This is a genomic window from Klebsiella sp. NPDC088457 (assembly GCF_044900465.1).
GTDB lineage: Bacteria > Pseudomonadota > Gammaproteobacteria > Enterobacterales > Enterobacteriaceae > Klebsiella.
In genome coordinates, this window is record NZ_JBJDNH010000013.1 from 49250 (window position 1) to 66701 (window position 17452).

At 55.5% G+C, this 17452-nt stretch carries 18 protein-coding genes and 3 tRNA genes; 7 read left to right on the forward strand and 14 right to left on the reverse strand.

Features of this window, described 5'->3' with window-relative positions; genetic code table 11:
- Positions 1-22: 22 nt before the first annotated feature.
- Positions 23-556 (reverse strand): GNAT family N-acetyltransferase, encoded by a 534-nt coding sequence (locus tag ACI2JR_RS10420; RefSeq protein ID WP_132730018.1) that lies wholly within the window; start codon positions 554-556, stop codon positions 23-25.
- Between the two features lie 33 nt (positions 557-589).
- Between ACI2JR_RS10420 and ACI2JR_RS10425 the strand changes: the two genes are divergently transcribed.
- The gene (locus ACI2JR_RS10425) at positions 590-1429 is read left to right on the forward strand and encodes a GNAT family N-acetyltransferase (RefSeq protein WP_462478491.1); all 840 of its coding nucleotides are present in this window, start codon (positions 590-592) and stop codon (positions 1427-1429) included.
- A 38-nt stretch (positions 1430-1467) separates the two neighbouring features.
- On the opposite strand, the gene opgB is transcribed toward ACI2JR_RS10425, so the two are convergent.
- The 6 genes from opgB to ACI2JR_RS10455 form a co-directional block, all read right to left on the reverse strand.
- Positions 1468-3759, reverse strand: a complete 2292-nt coding sequence (opgB, locus tag ACI2JR_RS10430) for a phosphatidylglycerol--membrane-oligosaccharide glycerophosphotransferase (RefSeq protein WP_462478492.1) — start codon at positions 3757-3759, stop codon at positions 1468-1470.
- A 257-nt stretch (positions 3760-4016) separates the two neighbouring features.
- Complete coding sequence (locus tag ACI2JR_RS10435; protein ID WP_462478493.1) at positions 4017-4511, reverse strand: DUF2501 domain-containing protein; 495 nt, start codon at positions 4509-4511, stop codon at positions 4017-4019.
- Positions 4512-4576: 65 nt separating this feature from the next.
- Complete coding sequence (dnaC, locus tag ACI2JR_RS10440) at positions 4577-5314, reverse strand: DNA replication protein DnaC (protein ID WP_132730093.1); 738 nt, start codon at positions 5312-5314, stop codon at positions 4577-4579.
- Between the two features lie 2 nt (positions 5315-5316).
- The gene (gene dnaT, locus ACI2JR_RS10445; RefSeq protein WP_132730014.1) at positions 5317-5856 is read right to left on the reverse strand and encodes a primosomal protein DnaT; all 540 of its coding nucleotides are present in this window, start codon (positions 5854-5856) and stop codon (positions 5317-5319) included.
- Positions 5857-5950: 94 nt separating this feature from the next.
- Positions 5951-6424: a threonine/serine exporter gene (locus ACI2JR_RS10450; protein WP_132730013.1), complete on the reverse strand. Its 474-nt coding sequence runs from the start codon at positions 6422-6424 to the stop codon at positions 5951-5953.
- Positions 6415-7191 (reverse strand): threonine/serine exporter family protein, encoded by a 777-nt coding sequence (locus tag ACI2JR_RS10455; RefSeq protein ID WP_132730012.1) that lies wholly within the window; start codon positions 7189-7191, stop codon positions 6415-6417. The genes ACI2JR_RS10450 and ACI2JR_RS10455 overlap by 10 nt, the downstream gene beginning before the upstream one ends.
- A gap of 285 nt (positions 7192-7476) precedes the next feature.
- Between ACI2JR_RS10455 and pobA the strand changes: the two genes are divergently transcribed.
- The 4 genes from pobA to bglJ all read left to right on the forward strand — a co-directional run bounded on the left by pobA (position 7477) and on the right by bglJ (position 11178).
- Positions 7477-8661 (forward strand): 4-hydroxybenzoate 3-monooxygenase, encoded by a 1185-nt coding sequence (gene pobA / locus ACI2JR_RS10460; protein ID WP_462478494.1) that lies wholly within the window; start codon positions 7477-7479, stop codon positions 8659-8661.
- A gap of 23 nt (positions 8662-8684) precedes the next feature.
- Complete coding sequence (locus tag ACI2JR_RS10465) at positions 8685-9557, forward strand: helix-turn-helix domain-containing protein (RefSeq protein ID WP_462478495.1); 873 nt, start codon at positions 8685-8687, stop codon at positions 9555-9557.
- 266 nt (positions 9558-9823) lie between these two features.
- Positions 9824-10546 (forward strand): LuxR C-terminal-related transcriptional regulator, encoded by a 723-nt coding sequence (locus tag ACI2JR_RS10470; RefSeq protein WP_462478519.1) that lies wholly within the window; start codon positions 9824-9826, stop codon positions 10544-10546.
- Positions 10507-11178 carry a DNA-binding transcriptional activator BglJ gene (bglJ, locus tag ACI2JR_RS10475; RefSeq protein ID WP_462478496.1) on the forward strand — a complete coding sequence of 224 codons (672 nt, stop codon included), beginning with the start codon at positions 10507-10509 and terminating at the stop codon, positions 11176-11178. Before ACI2JR_RS10470 ends, bglJ begins: the two co-directional genes overlap by 40 nt.
- Positions 11179-11194: 16 nt before the next feature.
- On the opposite strand, the gene ACI2JR_RS10480 is transcribed toward bglJ, so the two are convergent.
- Positions 11195-11653 (reverse strand): YbaK/EbsC family protein, encoded by a 459-nt coding sequence (locus ACI2JR_RS10480; protein WP_132730008.1) that lies wholly within the window; start codon positions 11651-11653, stop codon positions 11195-11197.
- Positions 11654-11993: 340 nt separating this feature from the next.
- Between ACI2JR_RS10480 and ACI2JR_RS10485 the strand changes: the two genes are divergently transcribed.
- Positions 11994-13337, forward strand: coding sequence for a PTS sugar transporter subunit IIC (locus tag ACI2JR_RS10485; protein ID WP_132730007.1), 1344 nt, complete (start codon positions 11994-11996; stop codon positions 13335-13337).
- A 41-nt stretch (positions 13338-13378) separates the two neighbouring features.
- Here the strand turns inward: ACI2JR_RS10485 and fhuF are convergent, their stop codons facing one another.
- Positions 13379-14167, reverse strand: coding sequence for a siderophore-iron reductase FhuF (gene fhuF, locus ACI2JR_RS10490; RefSeq protein ID WP_462478497.1), 789 nt, complete (start codon positions 14165-14167; stop codon positions 13379-13381).
- 109 nt (positions 14168-14276) lie between these two features.
- Positions 14277-15323, reverse strand: a complete 1047-nt coding sequence (locus ACI2JR_RS10495) for a GGDEF domain-containing protein (RefSeq protein ID WP_132730091.1) — start codon at positions 15321-15323, stop codon at positions 14277-14279.
- Between the two features lie 263 nt (positions 15324-15586).
- Between ACI2JR_RS10495 and ACI2JR_RS10500 the strand changes: the two genes are divergently transcribed.
- Positions 15587-15826, forward strand: a complete 240-nt coding sequence (locus tag ACI2JR_RS10500) for a DUF1435 domain-containing protein (RefSeq protein ID WP_132730005.1) — start codon at positions 15587-15589, stop codon at positions 15824-15826.
- Between the two features lie 22 nt (positions 15827-15848).
- On the opposite strand, the gene ACI2JR_RS10505 is transcribed toward ACI2JR_RS10500, so the two are convergent.
- The 4 genes from ACI2JR_RS10505 to rsmC form a co-directional block, all read right to left on the reverse strand.
- Positions 15849-15935, reverse strand: a tRNA-Leu gene (locus ACI2JR_RS10505).
- Positions 15936-15965: 30 nt separating this feature from the next.
- Positions 15966-16052: transfer RNA gene (locus ACI2JR_RS10510), tRNA-Leu, on the reverse strand.
- 28 nt (positions 16053-16080) lie between these two features.
- Positions 16081-16167 (reverse strand) — tRNA-Leu (locus ACI2JR_RS10515).
- A 167-nt stretch (positions 16168-16334) separates the two neighbouring features.
- Positions 16335-17363 (reverse strand): 16S rRNA (guanine(1207)-N(2))-methyltransferase RsmC, encoded by a 1029-nt coding sequence (gene rsmC, locus ACI2JR_RS10520; protein ID WP_462478498.1) that lies wholly within the window; start codon positions 17361-17363, stop codon positions 16335-16337.
- Between the last annotated feature and the right edge of the window lie 89 nt (positions 17364-17452).

Genomic DNA, 17452 nt, shown 5'->3' on the forward strand with positions numbered 1-17452 from the left:
AAGCAGCCCTGGCCGGGGCCGGTTACAACGCCAGGCGCATGGCGCAGCGCGTCTCTGGCGGCAGACCGTGGGCTATCTCCTGGCGCCGCTTTGCCGCCAGCCCGGACGGCAGGCGCTGTTCATTGAGCATGCGGAACCCCAGCCGCGTATAAAACGGCGCGTTCCAGGGGACATCGCGAAAGGTGGTGAGGGTGACCGCCGGGTAGCCATCCCGGCGGGCGCTGTCGATCGTGTGCCGTATCATCGCCTGGCCAATCCCTTTTCCTTGCCACGCCTGATGTACGGAAACTTCGACGATAAACAGCGCGTCGTCCAGCGGTTCACTTAGCAGGAATCCTATTGCTTGCCCGTCGGCCGCCGCCACCAGGCTGTGGCCGGCTTCCAGATACAGGCGATGCTGATGCCGGTCGAGTACCGGGCCATCCGCCAGCCAGGCGAAGGCGGGTATCTGGCGAAACGCCTGGGCCGCCGAGCGCTCAATGGCGGGCAGGAGAGCAATATCGCTCTCCTGGGTCAGGCGAAATGTCACGTCGGCGGTTATAGTGTTATTTTTCATTCGCTTCAGCATAGCAATATTCGGGAGAAATGCATGGCATTGCGAGCCGTCCCTGCGACCGATTTCAGCAGTGAACAGTTAAGCGCGATACTTCGCGACTGCTTTGAGGATTATCTGGTGCCGGTTTCGCTGCCGGTGGCGGTCTTCGTTCAACGTTTTGGCTCCGAAGGCCTGAGCCTGCTTGACTCCTGCGTCTGGCTGGACGGTGAGACGCCGGCGGCCATGGCCGTTGTGGCCCGGCGTGGGGATGAAGCCCGGCTGGCGGCATTCGCCGTGCGTCCGGTTTATCGTGGAAAAGGGATCGGCCGCCGGTTGATGCTGCCGCTGATGGCGGCGTTACAGGCCCAGGGCGTGCGTCGGATGTGGCTGGAGGTGATCCGCGAAAACTCTGCGGCGGTGGCGTTGTACCAGTCTCTCGGTTTTGTCGTGCGCCACGGACTATGCGGCTACCTGAGTTCGCCGCCAGAGGGCGAGATAACTCCGGTGCTGGAAGAGTGCAATGTCTTAACGCTGGTGCGCAGAGCAGGGGCGGAGATCAATGGCCGGCTGCCGTGGCTGATGGACCCGCTGACCTTCAGTACGCTGCCGTGTCGGGCATTAACGCTGAATCAGCAGGCCTTCGCAGTGCTGGCTACAGTAACCCACACGCCGCAGCTGCAGTTTATGTGGGTCGATCCCGCCGCGCGTGGCCGCGGGCTGGCCCATGATATGCTGCTGGCGCTGGCCCGCGAATTCCCCGGCCTGGGGACCTCGGTGACCATCCCGGAATCTTTTACGCCGCTGTTCAGCGCGGCGGGATATACCACCCTGGCGCTGAAGCAATATGAAATGTGCGTGGAGTTGAGCACGTTGCCCTCAGCATCGCGCTCATGACGTTTGCCCGGCTCGCGTCACGAGCCGGGCGGGCGGGGTTAACCGTCGCTTTTTACTACTTTAAGATCCACCATCCCAATACCCAGCTGGCGCGGTGCATGCCCGAGAATATTGCCTTCGTTGGTGGACTGCGGATCCGGCGGGACGATGATCAACGTATCGCTGCGTGACGGATTGTCGAAATGCAGCGTAGTGGTGGAGACATCGTTGGCCAGGGTGAGCGTCTGCTCACTGTTGCCGACGCGCACCGGGATCGGCTTATAGGCGTTCGGTCCGTAAGCTTTGGCGGTAATCACCAGATCGAATTTTTCCGGCAGCGGCTGTTTAAATTCAATTTTCACTTCGCTGCCGAGCTGGGCATTGGACCAGCGACCCCAGGATTCCGGGCGCGAAATCCCGCTGAACTGCTTGACCTCTTCCGGCGCGCCGGCAACGTTAAAGATAAAGCTGTCGGCCTTGTAGCGAATATCGTTGTCGACAATCTTCAGGGTATCAACGTTGCCTTTGTAGCGTTCCATATCGATAACGGTATCTTTAAACGCCGTTTTTCCCTGCCACTGGGGCTTATCAACATGCTGTACCTTTTGCTCGCCGCCAAGCTGGCCTTGCGAGACGCACCAGTCGGTGGAGAGCGCCAGCTCAGGTGACCAGAGTTGACCCATCTTGTAGCAGCGGTCGATCCAGACGAAATTATCGCGCGGGGCAAAGTCGGCCAGCTGGAAGCGCAGCGGGGCGGAATATTCGCTCTCCGGCAGCGGCTCGACGCGTTTATCCGAGACGCGCAGCAGCAGCGGCAGACGGAAGTGGCTACCGGAGAAGGCGATCATGTTCTTCTGGGCGTCGATGGTGAAGTTTTTCATCTCTTTCGGGAAGTTCCACAGTCGGATGATATCCGGCTTCCACGCCAGCACTTTCTCTTTCATATTCATGAAAATGCCGGACAGCGATTGCCCGGAGAGGCTGCTGCGGCCAAGGCCGATAAAGTTATCGCCGCCGAGAATGTCCAGCACCGTGGCGCCGTTGTCCATGGTGTTACGCTTCACCGCCAGCGTATCCTGCTGCGGCTGGTCGCCACGCAGGACGAAGAACAGATCGCGGCGATCCTGCTTATTGAGATAATCCCAGGCGGTGTTTTTCATGGCCAGATGATCGGAGGAGACCACGATGACCGTATTTTTGAAATACGGCGAGGCTTTGATCTTCTCAATCAGCGCGGCGATATGTTCCTGGCTGCAGGTGACGGCGCTAAAAGAAAGATTCTTTTTACCGCCCATTTCGTAGCTTTTACGCTGGCAGGTCCGGGAGATGAACCCGTCCGGATGGTGGGTGTCGACGGTCAGCGCAAAGAGCGAGAAGCGTTTGCCAGATTGCGACAGCGCTTCGAATTTTTTCCAGGTCTCATCAAGCACGGTGTCATCGTAGAAGCCCCAGTCATTACGGTAAGCCGGGTCATCCACCGTGCTTTTCAGCTCCTCGGCGCCATACAGATGGTCAAAACCGTGCGATTTCAGGAACACATCTTTTCCGGCGAAGCGCAGATTGGCGCCCTGCACAAAATAGTTTTCGTAGCCGGAGTTTTTCAGAATATCGCCGAGGCAGATATTTTGCGGGAAGAAGCTGGAAACCGATGCCGAGGCGTTACCTTCAAACGGCGCGAACAGCGGGATCCCGCACTGTGAAGCGACCATGCCGGCGATGGTGTAATCGGTACCCGGCAGCTGCTCGGTGTTACTGAAATCGAGGCTTTCGTTTTTCAGCTTGCCGAGTTCAGGCGTCAGGTTGGGAAAGGCGTCGTTGTCGAAATAGGTGCGTTCGAGGCTTTCACCGTAGATATAGACCAGGTTCAGGCGGGGATTGGCGATGCTCTTTGCCGGCTCTTCGTAATAGGCGATAAAATCCGGATCGCCATCGCGAGATTGCGATTTAACCAGCTCGCTGATTTGGCGGAACGCCGGGCTGGCATCCACGGAGGCCAGCGCCAGGACCAGCGCCAGCAGGCTGTAGCCAAAGTGATGCGGATGATGGCGACGACGGCGCAGCACCCACCCCAGCGTGCCGAATACGGCCACCAGCGCCACCACCAGCCCGACGCCAGGAAGAATGTATTTACTGACGCCCGCGCCGGTCAGGCTGTTAGTCAGCGTGTAGAGAACCGCGTCATTAATCCCGTCGCCGGTGAAATAGTCACTGGCGTAGAGGGTAATATTGAGGACCACAAACAGCCCCAGCACCGTTAACGTGGCGGCAAACCACCAGGTGTTGCGACCGGCTTTTAAGGCATAAATCACCACCGAGGTGAGAAACAAGGCGATGGATAACAACTCTGACACAGTTCACCCTCATTAGCGCCAGTTGACCGCTGGCCGGATAGATCGCTTTCCACGCTACACTGTAATTGCAGTGCCATATTGCTGCAATTGTAGAGTCATGAAACTGTGCTGTGGTTCAGAATTGGTTTAGAAATCGCCGTTTTTGATCGGCGTCGCATCCGGTATGCAAGGGGGAATCGGGGCGTAAAAGGGGGAAAATAGTGATTGCGGCCGCGTTGACAACGCTAAGGCGTTAAACGCGGCCCCGGAGGGAACGATCAGGAGAGGAAGTTAACGCCCTGTTTTAATACCAGATCGCAGGCTTTGGTTTTTACTTTCTCCGCCAGCGGGCTGCTGCCGAGGGTGTTCAGGTTCAGCTGCTGGCCGTTGTTGCTGCTCAGCAGACCCTGTAAACCTTCAAGATAGCTGGTGTCCTCTTTCTGCTTTTCCGGGGTGCTGAGGCCGAGCTTATCCAGAACCTGGTTCTTGACGTTTTCCGTGCTGGTGACCGAGGCCAGCTTTTGTTGTGCGCAATAGGACATAATCCCGGCGGCGTTGTTCATGCTGCTGGAGGTCAGGGACTGATTGCCGCCGTTCAGCAGGCTGGTCAGGGAGGACATCGACAGACCGCCGCCCTGCTGGGATCCGCCCTGGCTGCTGAGCTGGTTAGCGGCACTGGAAAGGGAGTCCTGCCAGGAGGCGGCATGCGCGCCGGCGGCCATAAAGGCGCCGGCAATGATCAGGGTGCGGAACAAGGATTGTGCAGATTTCATAGATGTACTCATCGTGGTTACTTAAGCATGCTTGCAGTATAACCCCGGCTGGCTTCAGATATATCTCAATACTCTTTGCCGGTGACCCGATGACGGTAGCTGTCCCAGTTGAAAATCACCCACAGACTGTTGCCGAGGCGCATGCGATCCATCACCCGCTCGCCGAGCAGCTTGTTCATTTCGTCCATATTGCTGTTGGTGAGCATCCCGGTCGGGCGCTTTGAGGAGGAGCGGCGATCGACGATCTGGTTAATGATCACTTTCTCATAGCGCGACTCCGTCTGCATTCCGATCTCATCGATCACCAGCAGATCGACCCTGCTCAGGTCATTCAGCAGCTGTTCTTCGCTGGTTTCCCGGTTGCCGAAGGTATCTTTCATCGCTGACATAATATCGGCGACGGTAATGATTAAGACCGATTTCCCGCGCAGCAGCAGCTCGTTGCAAATGGCGGCGGCAAGGTGGTTTTTGCCGGTGCCCGGCTTGCCGGAAAAGATAAAGCTGGCGATATTGCCATCGAACTCTTCAACGTACTGGCGCGCTCTGGACAAGGCGTTCATCTGGCCTTCGCACTCGACCCGATAGTTATCAAACGAGCAGTTCTGGTGCAGCGGGCGGATGCCGGAGCGGTTAAACGTCCGCTGCATTTTCATGGCGCGGTTTTCCCGCTCCAGCGCTTCCGAGCGCAGTTTGCCTTGCTCTTTCTGCCAGGCCAGCAGCTCTTCGCCGGTTTTGAACGCCGGTTCGACATTAGCAGGCATCATTTTTTGCAGCCGCTTCATCAGCTCGCCAACGTTTTTCATGCTCATCCTCTGAAACCTCGTGGAATATGGCTATCCGGTTCGCTGACCGTATTCACATCGCGCCGCGGCTGCCCGCCGTTGCCGGCCCGGCCGATTTGTACGCTGCGCGCCAGCTTCTGTTGCCACTGCACATGATGAAAGACCTTGCCTTCCGCCTGCCAGTAGGCGACAAACGCCGCCAGCTCTTCCGGTGTCACCGGCTGGCTGAGGGCGATACCCCACAGCGCGGCCAGGCGTTGAAAATCAGCATCCGGCTGCCAGTCGGCGTACATGGCGAATTTCCCCAGTGGAATCGCGACTGGCGCGGCAGCGGGTTCGTCAAAAAACTGCGTATCGAGCGCAATATCGCTGTTGGGGCGGGCCAGTTTTGCCTCCAGCTCCAGCAGCTGCGCCAGACGCTGCGGCGTGAGCGCATAGAACGCAGGAGCATTGTTGGCAAAAACGGCCACGGTGCCGCTGGCCGATTTTGCCAGAACGGCTGCATGATCCTGGATGAAATCTTCCAGGCCGCTGAAATCGGTGGTTAATATTCGCGAAGACATAACACTATCTCAACTCTGAACAACAATAGAGAGGGGGAATAGCACACATAGTAGCACAGCGCCCGGCCAGGAAGGAGCGACCGGGCGCGGTTGACTATACCCGCGGGCGCTTACGATACAGCCAGAGTCCCGGAATGGACAGACCAATAGACAGCGCGCCGACGATGGAGGAGGCCTTCAGGAAATTACTCAGCAGCATGATCATCATCTCTTCCGAATAGCCGAAATGGCTGATCTTTACCGCCGAGATCATCGCCGTATAGGCGGAGATACCGGGGAACATCGGAATCACCGCCGCCACGGTAAAAATCTTCGGGTGCGCCAGATACCAGCGGGACCACTGAATACCGATACTGCCGACCAGCAGCGCGGCGAGGAAGGTGGCCCACTCAATATTAAACCCCGCCGTCATCATCACCATCCGCGAACCATGGCCGATAGCCCCCAGCAGAGCGCACCAGCGCAGCGCGCGCTGCGGGACGTTAAATACCATGGCGAACCCGGCTGCCGGAATCGCCGCCAGCGCCATATCCTGGAGCAGAGCAAAAAAATAGGAAATTATGCCCATCCGCGTAGCCCCCATACGGTCATCGCCATGACCACTCCTATACAGGTGGCCAGCGTTAGCAGGCTGGCCAGCGCCCAGCGCGCCAGACCGGTATTAATATGCCCCTTAAACATATCCGCGACGGCGTTAATGAGCGGGAATCCGGGAACCAGCAGCAGGACGCTGGCGGCCATCGCCACCGTTGGCGTGCTGGTAAACGCGGGCAGACGAAGCATCAACCCGGAGATGGTGGTGGCGACAAAGGCGGTAATACAGAAGTTGATCTGCGGATGCATCGAACGATGGGTCAAAAGCTGGCGAATATACATCGCGATGGTGCTGGCGCAGAAGGTCACCAGCGCGCCGTCCCAGCCGCCGTTGTTTAGCTTGCAAAAGCAGGCGCAGGAGAGCCCAACCATCAGCACCACCAGCCAGCGCGGATAGCGCAGGGGCTTAATCTGCGTAAAGCGCTTTTCGACATCTTTATAATCCAGCAGCTTATGCTCGGCCATAATCACAATATGCTGCACTTCGGTGACCACATGCATATTGATGCCGCGATCGACATTTTTGCGCGTGGAGGTCAGGCATTCGCCGTCTTTGATGGTCGTGAGCACAATCGCATTCGAAGAAATGGCGCTCTCGACGCTGTCCATGCCCAGCGCTCGCCCGAGACGCGTCGATAGCTCCTCCACCAGCGCGCTCTCCGCACCGTGCTGTAATAAGAAAAGACCACACTGGATACACAATCGCGTAATTGTGCGCTGCACTGCCCGATCTGCTTGCATAGATACCTGCTGTCCGTCACGTCCGATGCCGTAGTGTCTGCCGCTACTTTAACCTGAACGCCCGCCGCCACTGCGGAGGGGGATCAAACAATGGGTAAAAAGTCGCCACCGGCGAACGGAATGGAATTTGACCCCGGCCACACTTTGGCAAAACTGTTGGAAAGTGCAATTTTTGCACCAGTTATGGCCTTCTTTTTCGCATCCGACTTATCAAAAATGCAGTAATGAACTTTTAATAAACAAAAAATAAACAAATAATTAACCGTGCGGGAGTGAGACAACCCTATGAAAACACAGGTCGCTATTATCGGTGCCGGCCCTTCCGGGCTGCTGTTGGGCCAACTGCTGCATCGTGCCGGCATTCGTAGCGTGATCCTCGAGCGGCAAACGCCAGAGTATGTGCTTGGCCGTATCCGCGCGGGCATTCTGGAAAGCGGCACCGTTGCGCTATTGCGCGAAGCGGGGGTCGCGGAACGCATGGATGCGGAGGGCCTGGTGCACCATGGGGTCGAGTTTTTGTTTGAGGGACAGCGGGTGCCGGTTGCTCTGACGGAGCTCACCGGAGGCAAAAGCGTGACGGTGTACGGCCAGACCGAGGTGACCCGGGATTTAATGGCGGCGCGCGCAGAATGCGGAGCGCCGATTGTGTATAGCGTCAGCGATGTGGTGATTCAGGATGCGAAGAGCGACCGGCCGTCAGTCACCTTCGTCAGCGGCGGGGAAACCTGTCGCCTGGAGTGCGATTTCATCGCCGGCTGCGATGGGTTTCACGGCGTCTCGCGACAAAGCATCCCGCGCGACGTGATTAAAGAGTATGAAAGCGTCTGGCCGTTTGGCTGGCTGGGGCTGCTGGCGGATACCCCGCCGGTGAATCCTGAGCTTATCTATGCGCACCATGAACGCGGATTCGTCCTTTGTAGTCAGCGCTCACTCACCCGCAGCCGGTACTATTTACAGGTACCGCTAAGCGACGACGTTGCCGCGTGGTCCGATGAACGCTTCTGGCAAGAGTTGAAGCGCCGCCTGCCGGATGAGCTGTCGACAAAGTTAGTGACTGGTCACTCACTTGAGAAAAGCATCGCGCCGCTGCGCAGCTACGTGGTGGAACCGATGCAGTACGGGCGGTTGTTCCTGGTGGGGGATGCGGCGCATATCGTGCCGCCGACCGGGGCAAAAGGGTTGAACCTGGCGGCCTCCGATGTGAACTATTTGTGGCGGATCCTGCGCGAGTATTATCACCGCGGCCGCGCCGATCTGCTGGCGAGCTACTCGCGTTTCGCGCTGGACCGGGTGTGGAAAGGCGAGCGCTTCAGCTGGTTCATGACCCGCCTGCTGCATGATTTCCCGCAGCAAAGCGAATTCGATAAAAAAATGCAGGCGGCCGATCGCCGCTATTATCTTGGTTCACGCGCCGGACTGACTACCATTGCGGAAAACTATGTCGGTCTACCGATGGCGCGTGTGGTATAGCGTTGAATATAGCAGGAGTCGTCATGCAGGCGGTAAATCGCGTTCCGGTGTTTAAATTGTATGGTGAAGAGCGCGACTGGCCGACGCCCGACCTGCTGCACTGCGAGTCAATCCTGCAGCGCAGCAGCCTGTATGAATGGCATATCCGTCGGCATCAGCATGCGGAGCTGGTCCAGTTACTCTATTTGCATAAAGGCAGGGCGGAAATCGAAATTGAAGGGACCACGCGCGTGATGACGGAATCATGCATTCAGGTGGTACCGGCGTTGTGTATCCATGGCTTTCGCTTTTCCCCGGGTACCGAGGGTTATGTTTTGTCGCTGGCGTTGCCGCTGCTCAGCCGCTTTGAAAACCAGTTTGGCCGCCAGCTTGATGTCCTCAGCCAGGCGCAGTGCGTGGCGGTTAAACGCTCCCGCGGGCATATTCGCGTCCTCTTTACGGCATTGTGTGAAGAGTATTGTGAAGATCGGGACGCGCGCGAAATGATGCTGCATTCGCTGTCAGGCACGCTACTGGTGTGGCTGAATCGCCAGTGTCTGCCGTCGACGCCGGCCGCGGAGGGGAAAGCCGAACGTAAGCGCAGCGTCATGCGTCATTTCTCCCGTCTTATTGAAAGTCATTATCGAGAACATCTGCCGCTGGCGGAGTATGCCCGCCAGGTAGGGCTTTCGGCGACGCATCTTAATTATTTATGCCGTGAATTTTATGGCTGCAGCGCTTTGGGGGTTTTACATCAAAGGTTGATGCTTGAGGCACGGCGTAATCTGCAATATACCACGATGACCGTGACGCAACTTTCTGATTATTTGGGTTTTTCCGATGTAACCTATTTTTCTCGCTTTTTCCGCCGCTATAGCGGTATGTCGCCCAAAGCATTCAGAGATGATATTAAATAAAGGCCGCCAGCCCAGGTTTTAATTTATTATTTCTAATGTTTGTTTTAATTTTTTCTAATTTAGTGCCGTTTATTATCTGTGTTAACGTTATTAATTGCTAACATCAGCAATTAATAGGTTACTCACCATATAAAGTTGGTTCAGAACGTCGGGCCGACACGTTCGCCAGGGACGAGAAAGATTCATCTGGCAAAATAACAGGGTGGTTGCCAGATCCCCCATCTGTTTATGCCAGCCGTGAATCTTCTACGGGAAGCGGAGGATTTATGTTACCAGCACAGGATAAGCACGGCATTATTATCAGCAAAATACCGGTCATGCAGTCCGGCTTAAAAGCCATTACCGGAGAATATCTTCCTGATTATGACTTCATTTATTGCCGCTCTCAGGAAGATCTTACGCTACTTCAGCTGCGGCGGACCAGGGTGGTTGTGGCCGATTTATCCGGTGAAATCATGCAGCTGCGGGAAGTTTGTGAGCACTACTGCTCCTTAATGGCCCGCTACCGGGATATTCATTGGGTTTATCTGATTGGACGTTCATGTGACACCCAGGCCAGGGAATTTTTAGCCTGCCCTGAAAGTACCCTCATTTCCGAGAGTGAACCGGTGGCGTGCGTCGGCGCCGCGATCCGCGCAGGTGAAGCCCCTGGCGCAAGCGTTAGCCAGGCCGTATTCGTCCCGCAGGCAGAGAGCGGTGGCCGCGTTCAGGAGACGGCGAGCGTTTTGACCCTCTCGGAACGTAAAGTTTTACGACTTCTGGCGAAAGGTTGGGGAATTAATCAGATCGCCTCGTTACTGAAAAAAAGTAATAAGACGGTCAGCGCGCAGAAGAATAGCGCGTTACGCCGTTTATCTCTGCGCAGTAATGCAGAAATGTACGCGTGGATGAATAGTGCGCAGGGAATGAAAGAGTTGAGTATATACTCAGCCTACGGAGAACAGCGGGAATGGGAAAAGAGAGCGCCACACGATATATTGCTGTTGTAGAACAATGTGTGATGACGGAAGTCGCGCTTCGCTATCTGTTAAACGCTGAAGTCGGCGCCAGTTATCGTATTCAGTTTTTTAAAGATGCTCAGTCATTAAAGCAAGTATTCAACGTTAAGAATATTTCTGCGGTTATTTTTTCCCTTTCCGGTCACCGTCAGCCGCGGCTGGAAAGCTTGCTTTTTCTTCATGAGATAGCCTGTTCTCATCCTGACGTGCGGCGAATTATTTTAGCTAACGATCGAGGGGAAGTTCGCTTAATTCACCAACTGACTCCCTCTTGCCTGCACGGCGTTTTAAATAAATCGGTCCGCCGGGAACTGTTGCAGGAACAGTTATTATCGCTTCTTGCGCCGCCGCCTGACGAGCCGTATATTTGTCAGCACCCGCAGCCGTGCGGCTACATACTGAGTCCCACTGAACATAGCATTCTTCGCTATATGACCTACGGTTATTCATTGTCCGAGATAGCGATTCAGCTCGATCGGAATATCAAAACCATCCGAGCCCATAAATGTAACGCCATGATCAAGCTGGGCGTCCGTTCTGATATCGGCCTGCTGAGCGCGGCCGATCTTCTGATGCATCTGTCGTTGAACGGAGAAAAAACGGCAGAGGTGGACTTCGCCTGATCTTGCCTGCGGTAGGCTACTGGCAAACGTCAATCCAGGTCGCATCGGTCAGCTGCACCATTCGGTCAGGAGAAATGCGTACCGCGCTATGGATCGCTCCCGCCGCAGGTAAAACTTCCGGGTACTGCTTCAGCGAAATATCACAATAGACGACCAGCGGGTTCTCCAGGCCGAAAGGGCAGACGCCGCCAACCGGGTGCCCGGTTAACATCACCACCTCATCGCTGCTGAGCATGCGCGCTTTCGCGCCAAACGCTTCCTTTAGTTTTTTATTATCCAGCCGCGCATCACCGCTGGCGACCACCAGGATGACCTGATCCTTCACTTTTAAAGACAGGGTCTTGGCGATTTGCCCAGGCTCAACCCGATGTGCCGCGGCAGCGAGCGCAACGGTAGCCGTACTTTGATTGAGTTCGATGATTTCGATATCGGGGGCATGCTCGGCAAAAAACTGCCGCACGGACTGCAGACTCATTGGGATCTCCTGATTAGTGTCCATTTAAATCTGTCATAAGCCTGGCGGAGTGTAAATATTGGCGGCGGATAATCCGGAATTTTTCTAATTTGTGGATCTTCTTCACAATCACCGCAACCGGTTACTGTAACCGGTTGCTGTTATGCGCGCTCAGAGGAATACTGAATGGGTAACTTCCCTGTACCACTCATAACAAAAGAGCCGTGTATGAATCGTACTGACTTGAGCAGTATAGCGAACAGGATAGCCAGCGTGTTTATCCGCTCACAGAACTTATTTCATCACAACGGCAGGATAATCGTTGTTGGGCCTGTGTCTAAAGCCTGTCAGGAGGGCTGCTATGTCTGCTAACCATGCTGCGTTTAATCTGATATTTCGCTTTGTAGAAAATTATATTAGCCCTGTTGCCGGGCGTATCTCGTCGCAGCGCCACGTGATGGCTATTCGTGACGGCTTTATTTCGGCAATGCCGTTTATGATCGTCGGTTCATTCCTGCTGGTCTTTGCTTACCCGCCGTTTTCGCCGGATACCACCTGGGGATTTGCTCGCGCCTGGCTGGATTTGGCTAAAGAGTTTGAAGGGCGAATTTTGACGCCGTTCGATATGACAATGGGCATCATGTCGATTTATATCTGCGCCGCGATCGCTTATAACCTCGGCAAACATTACGAGAAGCCCAACCAGCTCGATCCATTTATGTGCAGCATGCTGTCAATCATGGCCTTTCTGCTGGTGGCGGCACCGAAAACGAACGGCAATTTGCCGGTCGATAGCCTGGGGGGGACGGGGATCTTTACCGCGATCCTCGTGGCGGTGTATTGCGTTGAAATGATGCGTTTCCTGAAGGCACATAATATCGGCATTCGCCTGCCGGATCAGGTGCCGCCGATGATCAAAAACTCCTTCGACCTGCTGATTCCGGTACTGGTGGTCGTCCTGACCCTGTATCCGCTGAGCCTGTTTATTCAGCACCATTTTGACATGCTTATTCCGCAGGCCATCATGGCGATCTTTAAACCGCTGGTCTCTGCTGCTGACTCCTTACCGGCGATTTTGCTGGCGGTATTGATCGGCCACCTGCTGTGGTTTGCCGGGATTCACGGCGCGGCCATTGTTTCCGGCATGCTGCAGATGTTCTGGCTGACTAACCTCGGGATGAACCAGCAGGCGCTGGCGCAGAGTGCCCCCCTCCCGCATATCTTTATGGAGGCGTTCTGGACATTCTTTATTGTGATCGGGGGGTCCGGCGCCACCATGGGGCTGGTCATCTGCTACCTGCGTAGCCGTTCGGCGCACCTGCGTTCTATCGGTCGCCTGAGCGTGGTGCCGAGTATGTTTAATATTAACGAACCGGTGATCTTCGGGACGCCGATCGTCATGAACCCGGTATTCTTTATTCCGTTCCTGCTGGCGCCGATGGTTAACGCCGTCCTGGCCTGGGCGGCGATGAAGCTGGATCTGATTGGGCGGGTTATTTCCGTCGTGCCGTGGACGGCGCCGGCGCCGATTGGCGCCGCCTGGGCTCTGGGGTGGGATTTCCGCGCGGCGATACTGGTGATTATCCTCGCCTGCGTCTCAGCGATTATCTACTTCCCGTTCTTTAAGGTGTATGAGAAACAGCTGCTGGCGCAGGAGGCTGAAGAGGCCCAGCGCGTGGAAGAAGAAAACCAGCAGACGGCATAAGAAAACCGACGGGCGGCCCGATCGCCGCCCGTAGCCGGAGATTATTTCAGCGTGCAGTCCCCGCACTGCTGAACGTCGGGCAGGCGGTTACGCTGGCAGCAGGTACGCCGCACCAGCAGCCCTTCACGTAAAATGACCGTCCGCCACAGCGGATTGTCCTCGCCATCAGCGAACTGCTTTGCAAAGAAACAGTGCTGACGCAGGGCGGCAACCTGTTCATCGCCCAGCAGCGCTTTCATCTCACCCAGATACCAGTTAATCAGATAGCCGGTATTGCTCCAGATAAGCTTGCCATTGATATTGCCGGTCGCTTCCAGCGCCGTAACAACCGGCTGCAGCGCGCGGGTCACCAGGGTTTCCATACGCGCTTGCGGCGAGTGCCGGCGGGCGGCGGGATCCGCATGGACATCAATCCAGAAACAGGCCGCGCGGCCCGTCTCGTGAAATTCTACGTGGAAATGTTCCGGCGCCAGGCTAATGGCATTCTCTTCACTAAGCAGCGCCAGCATCAGCGGCGGCACCAGCAGACCGATGTACCATTGCGCCCACAGTGAAATCAGCGGCTTCTGTTCACGTAGGGCCGTAGGCTGGTTGCGATAGATATGATCGGAATAGGTCGCCAGCAGCGAGCTGAGCGCCGTGGGCTCAGACCACTCCGCCAGCGTGAGTGCGCAATGGGGGGCTTCTTCATCCAGACGGAGAAAATCCAGCAGATGCGGGCGTAGCGCGGAGATCTTTTCCCGGATGGCATTCGCCAACGCATATTCAGCCGGCGGCAGCGGAGTCTGCCAGATAATGTCGTTGCTGAATGGAATGGAACGGTAAGCCATCAGATCGCCAGATACAAATCTTAATGAGAATGATTAGTGATACTAGTAAGTTGTCAGGGCAATGGCAAGGGATTTGTTAGCGTCTTGCTGCCAGTGCAGCGGTGGGGGTTCAGCTGGCAAGAATAATGTTACGTCCGAGATTTTTCGCTTCGTAGAGCGCGGTATCGGCTCTTTTCAGCGCGCTGTCGATGTCGGAATCCGTCAGCGGCGTCATGCCAATGCTGATGGTGACGTTGGTGGCGACGCTCTCATTAAACATATGGGGGATTTTCAAATCGTAAACCTGCTGGCGGATGCGCTCTGCGGCCAGAGAGGCGGTTTCCGCCGTGCTGTTGGTCAGCAGCACCATAAACTCTTCACCGCCAAAGCGAGCGACGATATCGCGTGAGCGCACGGCATTGCGAATCGCTGCCGAGACCTGAATCAGCGCCTGATCGCCCATCATATGCCCGTAGTGGTCGTTGTAGGCTTTAAAATGGTCGATATCCAGCAGCAGGACATGATGGTCATTACCGCTCACCGCCAGAATGGTATCCAGTCGGTTTTGTAACCCGCGACGGTTATACAGGCCGGTAAGGGGGTCGAGCATGCTGAGATCGTTGAGGGTGTTACGTTCCTGCAATAGCTTATCCATTAGCCCCTGGGTGAATGCGTCGCTACGTTTTTGAACGATGCTCTGCAGCGTTATGCCAGCAAGGGGCAGAGCCAGGCAGTAGGACATCCGTAGCCACTGTTCGCCTTCCGCCAGGATCAGGCAGGCGATAAAGGTGGGCAGCGAGTGCAGCGTAAAAGCAATGATATTATTGGGAAAGGCGATAGCGCCAATAAACAATATGCTTAATAAGGCAATAACCAGAAAGTTAAAATGCGGCGGCGCCAGCATGAAAGCCTTTTCGGTAATATGCCAGGCCCACAGTACGCCGAAGATTAGAGAAATAAGCGCAATATTGATTTTGTGGCGGGAGAACTTCCAGTGCCATAACGCTAAGGCCGTGCTGAGAAGCACGAGCAGGGTACAGGGCAGGGTAAAACTGGCGGTGTTAAACAGCGGGCTGACCAGCGATAAAAACGCCGAAATGAAATTCAGCAGTAGAAAAAGCCGTAAGGAATACTGATATTTTTTTTGGTAATGCTTTTGCCAGGATTGTGCAGTCATATTGAGGATGTCGTTATTAGTCATTAAATTTCAAAATGATGGCTGCCAAAAATGGACGATGAAAAGCAATAACCTTATTACGGTTTTAACGAAATGATCAAATAATTTAATGCATTAGTGCCGTCCGCTTAATTTATCACCTTCATGAATATATGTCATTAGCGCGAACGTAAAGAACCGCACATCCTGCCGTACAGAACATGACAAATGATAAACATTATCATATGATATTGGTTATCATTATCGTTTTGAGAGGTGAAAACATGTTGCAGCGAACTTTAGGCAGTGGATGGGGTGTGCTACTTCCTGGCGTATTGATTGCTGTTCTGGGGTTTGCCGATCTGTCGGTGGAGGCCTGGCGTGGGCTGGTGACGGTCGGAATGCTGATGTCGGCATTAATGATCTGGCACCGACAATTGCGCCATTTCGTGTTGCTGCCGTCTTGCGTCGCGTTGATCAGTGGGATAATGCTGATGACGTTGAATTTAAAGCTGATGGGATAATGCAAGAGAAGGGTAAGAATATTGGTGCGAGGGGGGGGACTTGAACCCCCACGTCCGTAAGGACACTAACACCTGAAGCTAGCGCGTCTACCAATTCCGCCACCTTCGCACAGTATTCTTAATTTTGATATCGCCTCGTTGGTGCGAGGGGGGGGACTTGAACCCCCACGTCCGTAAGAACACTAACACCTGAAGCTAGCGCGTCTACCAATTCCGCCACCTTCGCACAGTGCGAGCGATATCTGCGTGGTTTATGGTGCGAGGGGGGGGACTTGAACCCCCACGTCCGTAAGGACACTAACACCTGAAGCTAGCGCGTCTACCAATTCCGCCACCTTCGCATACCATCGATACTGATAAAAGTATCGTTACCACGGAGGCGCATTCTAGTGGTTTTCAGCTATTCGTCAATAGTTAATTGTATCGCTTGAATTGATTGTTGCAAAAATGGCCGAATACGGGGGTAAAACCGGCGACGTGGCTGGCCCGTCGCCGGAGAGGGGAAGCGTTATTTTTTCGCCTGACGGGTCATCACGGTCCGGTAGACCTTAAAGCGGCCGGTCTGGGCGATCACTTCATGGAAGCCGAAGATTTCATCCAGCACATCCGGATATGGCAGGAAGGCGTTGGCGACAATGCGCAGCTCTCCGCCGCTGTTCAGGTGACGTACCGCACCGCGTATCAGGGTTTGCGCGGCTTCCTGGCTGGTCTGCAGGCCATCGTGGAACGGCGGGTTGGAGATAATCATGTCGAAACGACCGTTCACTTCGGAGAACACGTTGCTGGCGAAGACTTCGCCTTCAATGCCGTTTGCGGCGAGCGTCGCGCGGCTGGCTTCGACCGCTGGCGCGCTGACGTCACACAGCGTTAAGCGCACCTTCGGCGAATGGCTGGCCAGCACGGTCGCCAGCACCCCTGCGCCGCAGCCGACATCAAGCACTTTCCCTTTGGTGTGCGGGGTCAGGGTGGAGAGTAACAGCTGGCTGCCGATATCCAGCCCATCGCGGCTGAATACGCCAGGCAGGGTCTTAATCGTCAGATTTTCCAGCGGGTATTCGCCCCAGAACTGCTGCGGATCGAAGCCCGGCTGTTTTTCCAGACGCCCGTGATACAGCCCGCAGCGGCGCGCGCTGTCCACTTTGCTCAGGGGGACATATTCGGCGAGTATCTGCTCGCCGCTGCGCACGCCGCTGCGGTTTTCGCCGACGACGAAAACATCGCTGCCCACCGGCAGCAGCGAAAGCAGGTTCATCAACTGAAACTGTGCTTCCGGCTTGTTCTTCGGCCAGTAGTAAATCAGCGTATCGCAATCGGCGACGTCGCTGGCTTCAGCCACCAGGCTGAAACGGACGTTATCGCCCATCTGGCGGTTCAGGACCTGCCAGTGGTGAAACTGCTGGGTATGGGCGCGGCTGGCTGCAGTGTCCAGGCGTGCTGGCAGGTCATCCTGCAGGTCACCGGCAAACAGAACGCGTGCGGGTTCGAAATCATCACTGTGGCGCAGCAAGACTTCACTTGCCGGGGTAAAAGCAGACATGAAACACTCCTTCATTAAGACTGGCGCCGATTATACACGTTATCCTTGAGGCTGCCTCTTTGTTGGCGCTATTGGCGCTGTCGGACGCC

Bases quoted from the DNA above. Each gene is read 5' to 3' on its own strand.
- rsmC (WP_462478498.1), bottom strand. From the start codon at position 17,363: ATGTCTGCTTTTACCCCGGCAAGTGAAGTCTTGCTGCGCCACAGTGAT.
- pobA (WP_462478494.1), top strand. From the start codon at position 7,477: ATGAAAACACAGGTCGCTATTATCGGTGCCGGCCCTTCCGGGCTGCTG.
- ACI2JR_RS10470 (WP_462478519.1), top strand. From the start codon at position 9,824: ATGTTACCAGCACAGGATAAGCACGGCATTATTATCAGCAAAATACCG.
- bglJ (WP_462478496.1), top strand. From the start codon at position 10,507: ATGGGAAAAGAGAGCGCCACACGATATATTGCTGTTGTAGAACAATGT.
- ACI2JR_RS10485 (WP_132730007.1), top strand. From the start codon at position 11,994: ATGTCTGCTAACCATGCTGCGTTTAATCTGATATTTCGCTTTGTAGAA.
- fhuF (WP_462478497.1), bottom strand. From the start codon at position 14,167: ATGGCTTACCGTTCCATTCCATTCAGCAACGACATTATCTGGCAGACT.
- dnaC (WP_132730093.1), bottom strand. From the start codon at position 5,314: ATGAAAAACGTTGGCGAGCTGATGAAGCGGCTGCAAAAAATGATGCCT.
- ACI2JR_RS10435 (WP_462478493.1), bottom strand. From the start codon at position 4,511: ATGAAATCTGCACAATCCTTGTTCCGCACCCTGATCATTGCCGGCGCC.
- ACI2JR_RS10465 (WP_462478495.1), top strand. From the start codon at position 8,685: ATGCAGGCGGTAAATCGCGTTCCGGTGTTTAAATTGTATGGTGAAGAG.
- ACI2JR_RS10425 (WP_462478491.1), top strand. From the start codon at position 590: ATGGCATTGCGAGCCGTCCCTGCGACCGATTTCAGCAGTGAACAGTTA.
- ACI2JR_RS10420 (WP_132730018.1), bottom strand. From the start codon at position 556: ATGAAAAATAACACTATAACCGCCGACGTGACATTTCGCCTGACCCAG.
- dnaT (WP_132730014.1), bottom strand. From the start codon at position 5,856: ATGTCTTCGCGAATATTAACCACCGATTTCAGCGGCCTGGAAGATTTC.
- ACI2JR_RS10500 (WP_132730005.1), top strand. From the start codon at position 15,587: ATGTTGCAGCGAACTTTAGGCAGTGGATGGGGTGTGCTACTTCCTGGC.
- ACI2JR_RS10455 (WP_132730012.1), bottom strand. From the start codon at position 7,191: ATGCAAGCAGATCGGGCAGTGCAGCGCACAATTACGCGATTGTGTATC.
- ACI2JR_RS10450 (WP_132730013.1), bottom strand. From the start codon at position 6,424: ATGGGCATAATTTCCTATTTTTTTGCTCTGCTCCAGGATATGGCGCTG.
- ACI2JR_RS10480 (WP_132730008.1), bottom strand. From the start codon at position 11,653: ATGAGTCTGCAGTCCGTGCGGCAGTTTTTTGCCGAGCATGCCCCCGAT.
- ACI2JR_RS10495 (WP_132730091.1), bottom strand. From the start codon at position 15,323: ATGACTGCACAATCCTGGCAAAAGCATTACCAAAAAAAATATCAGTAT.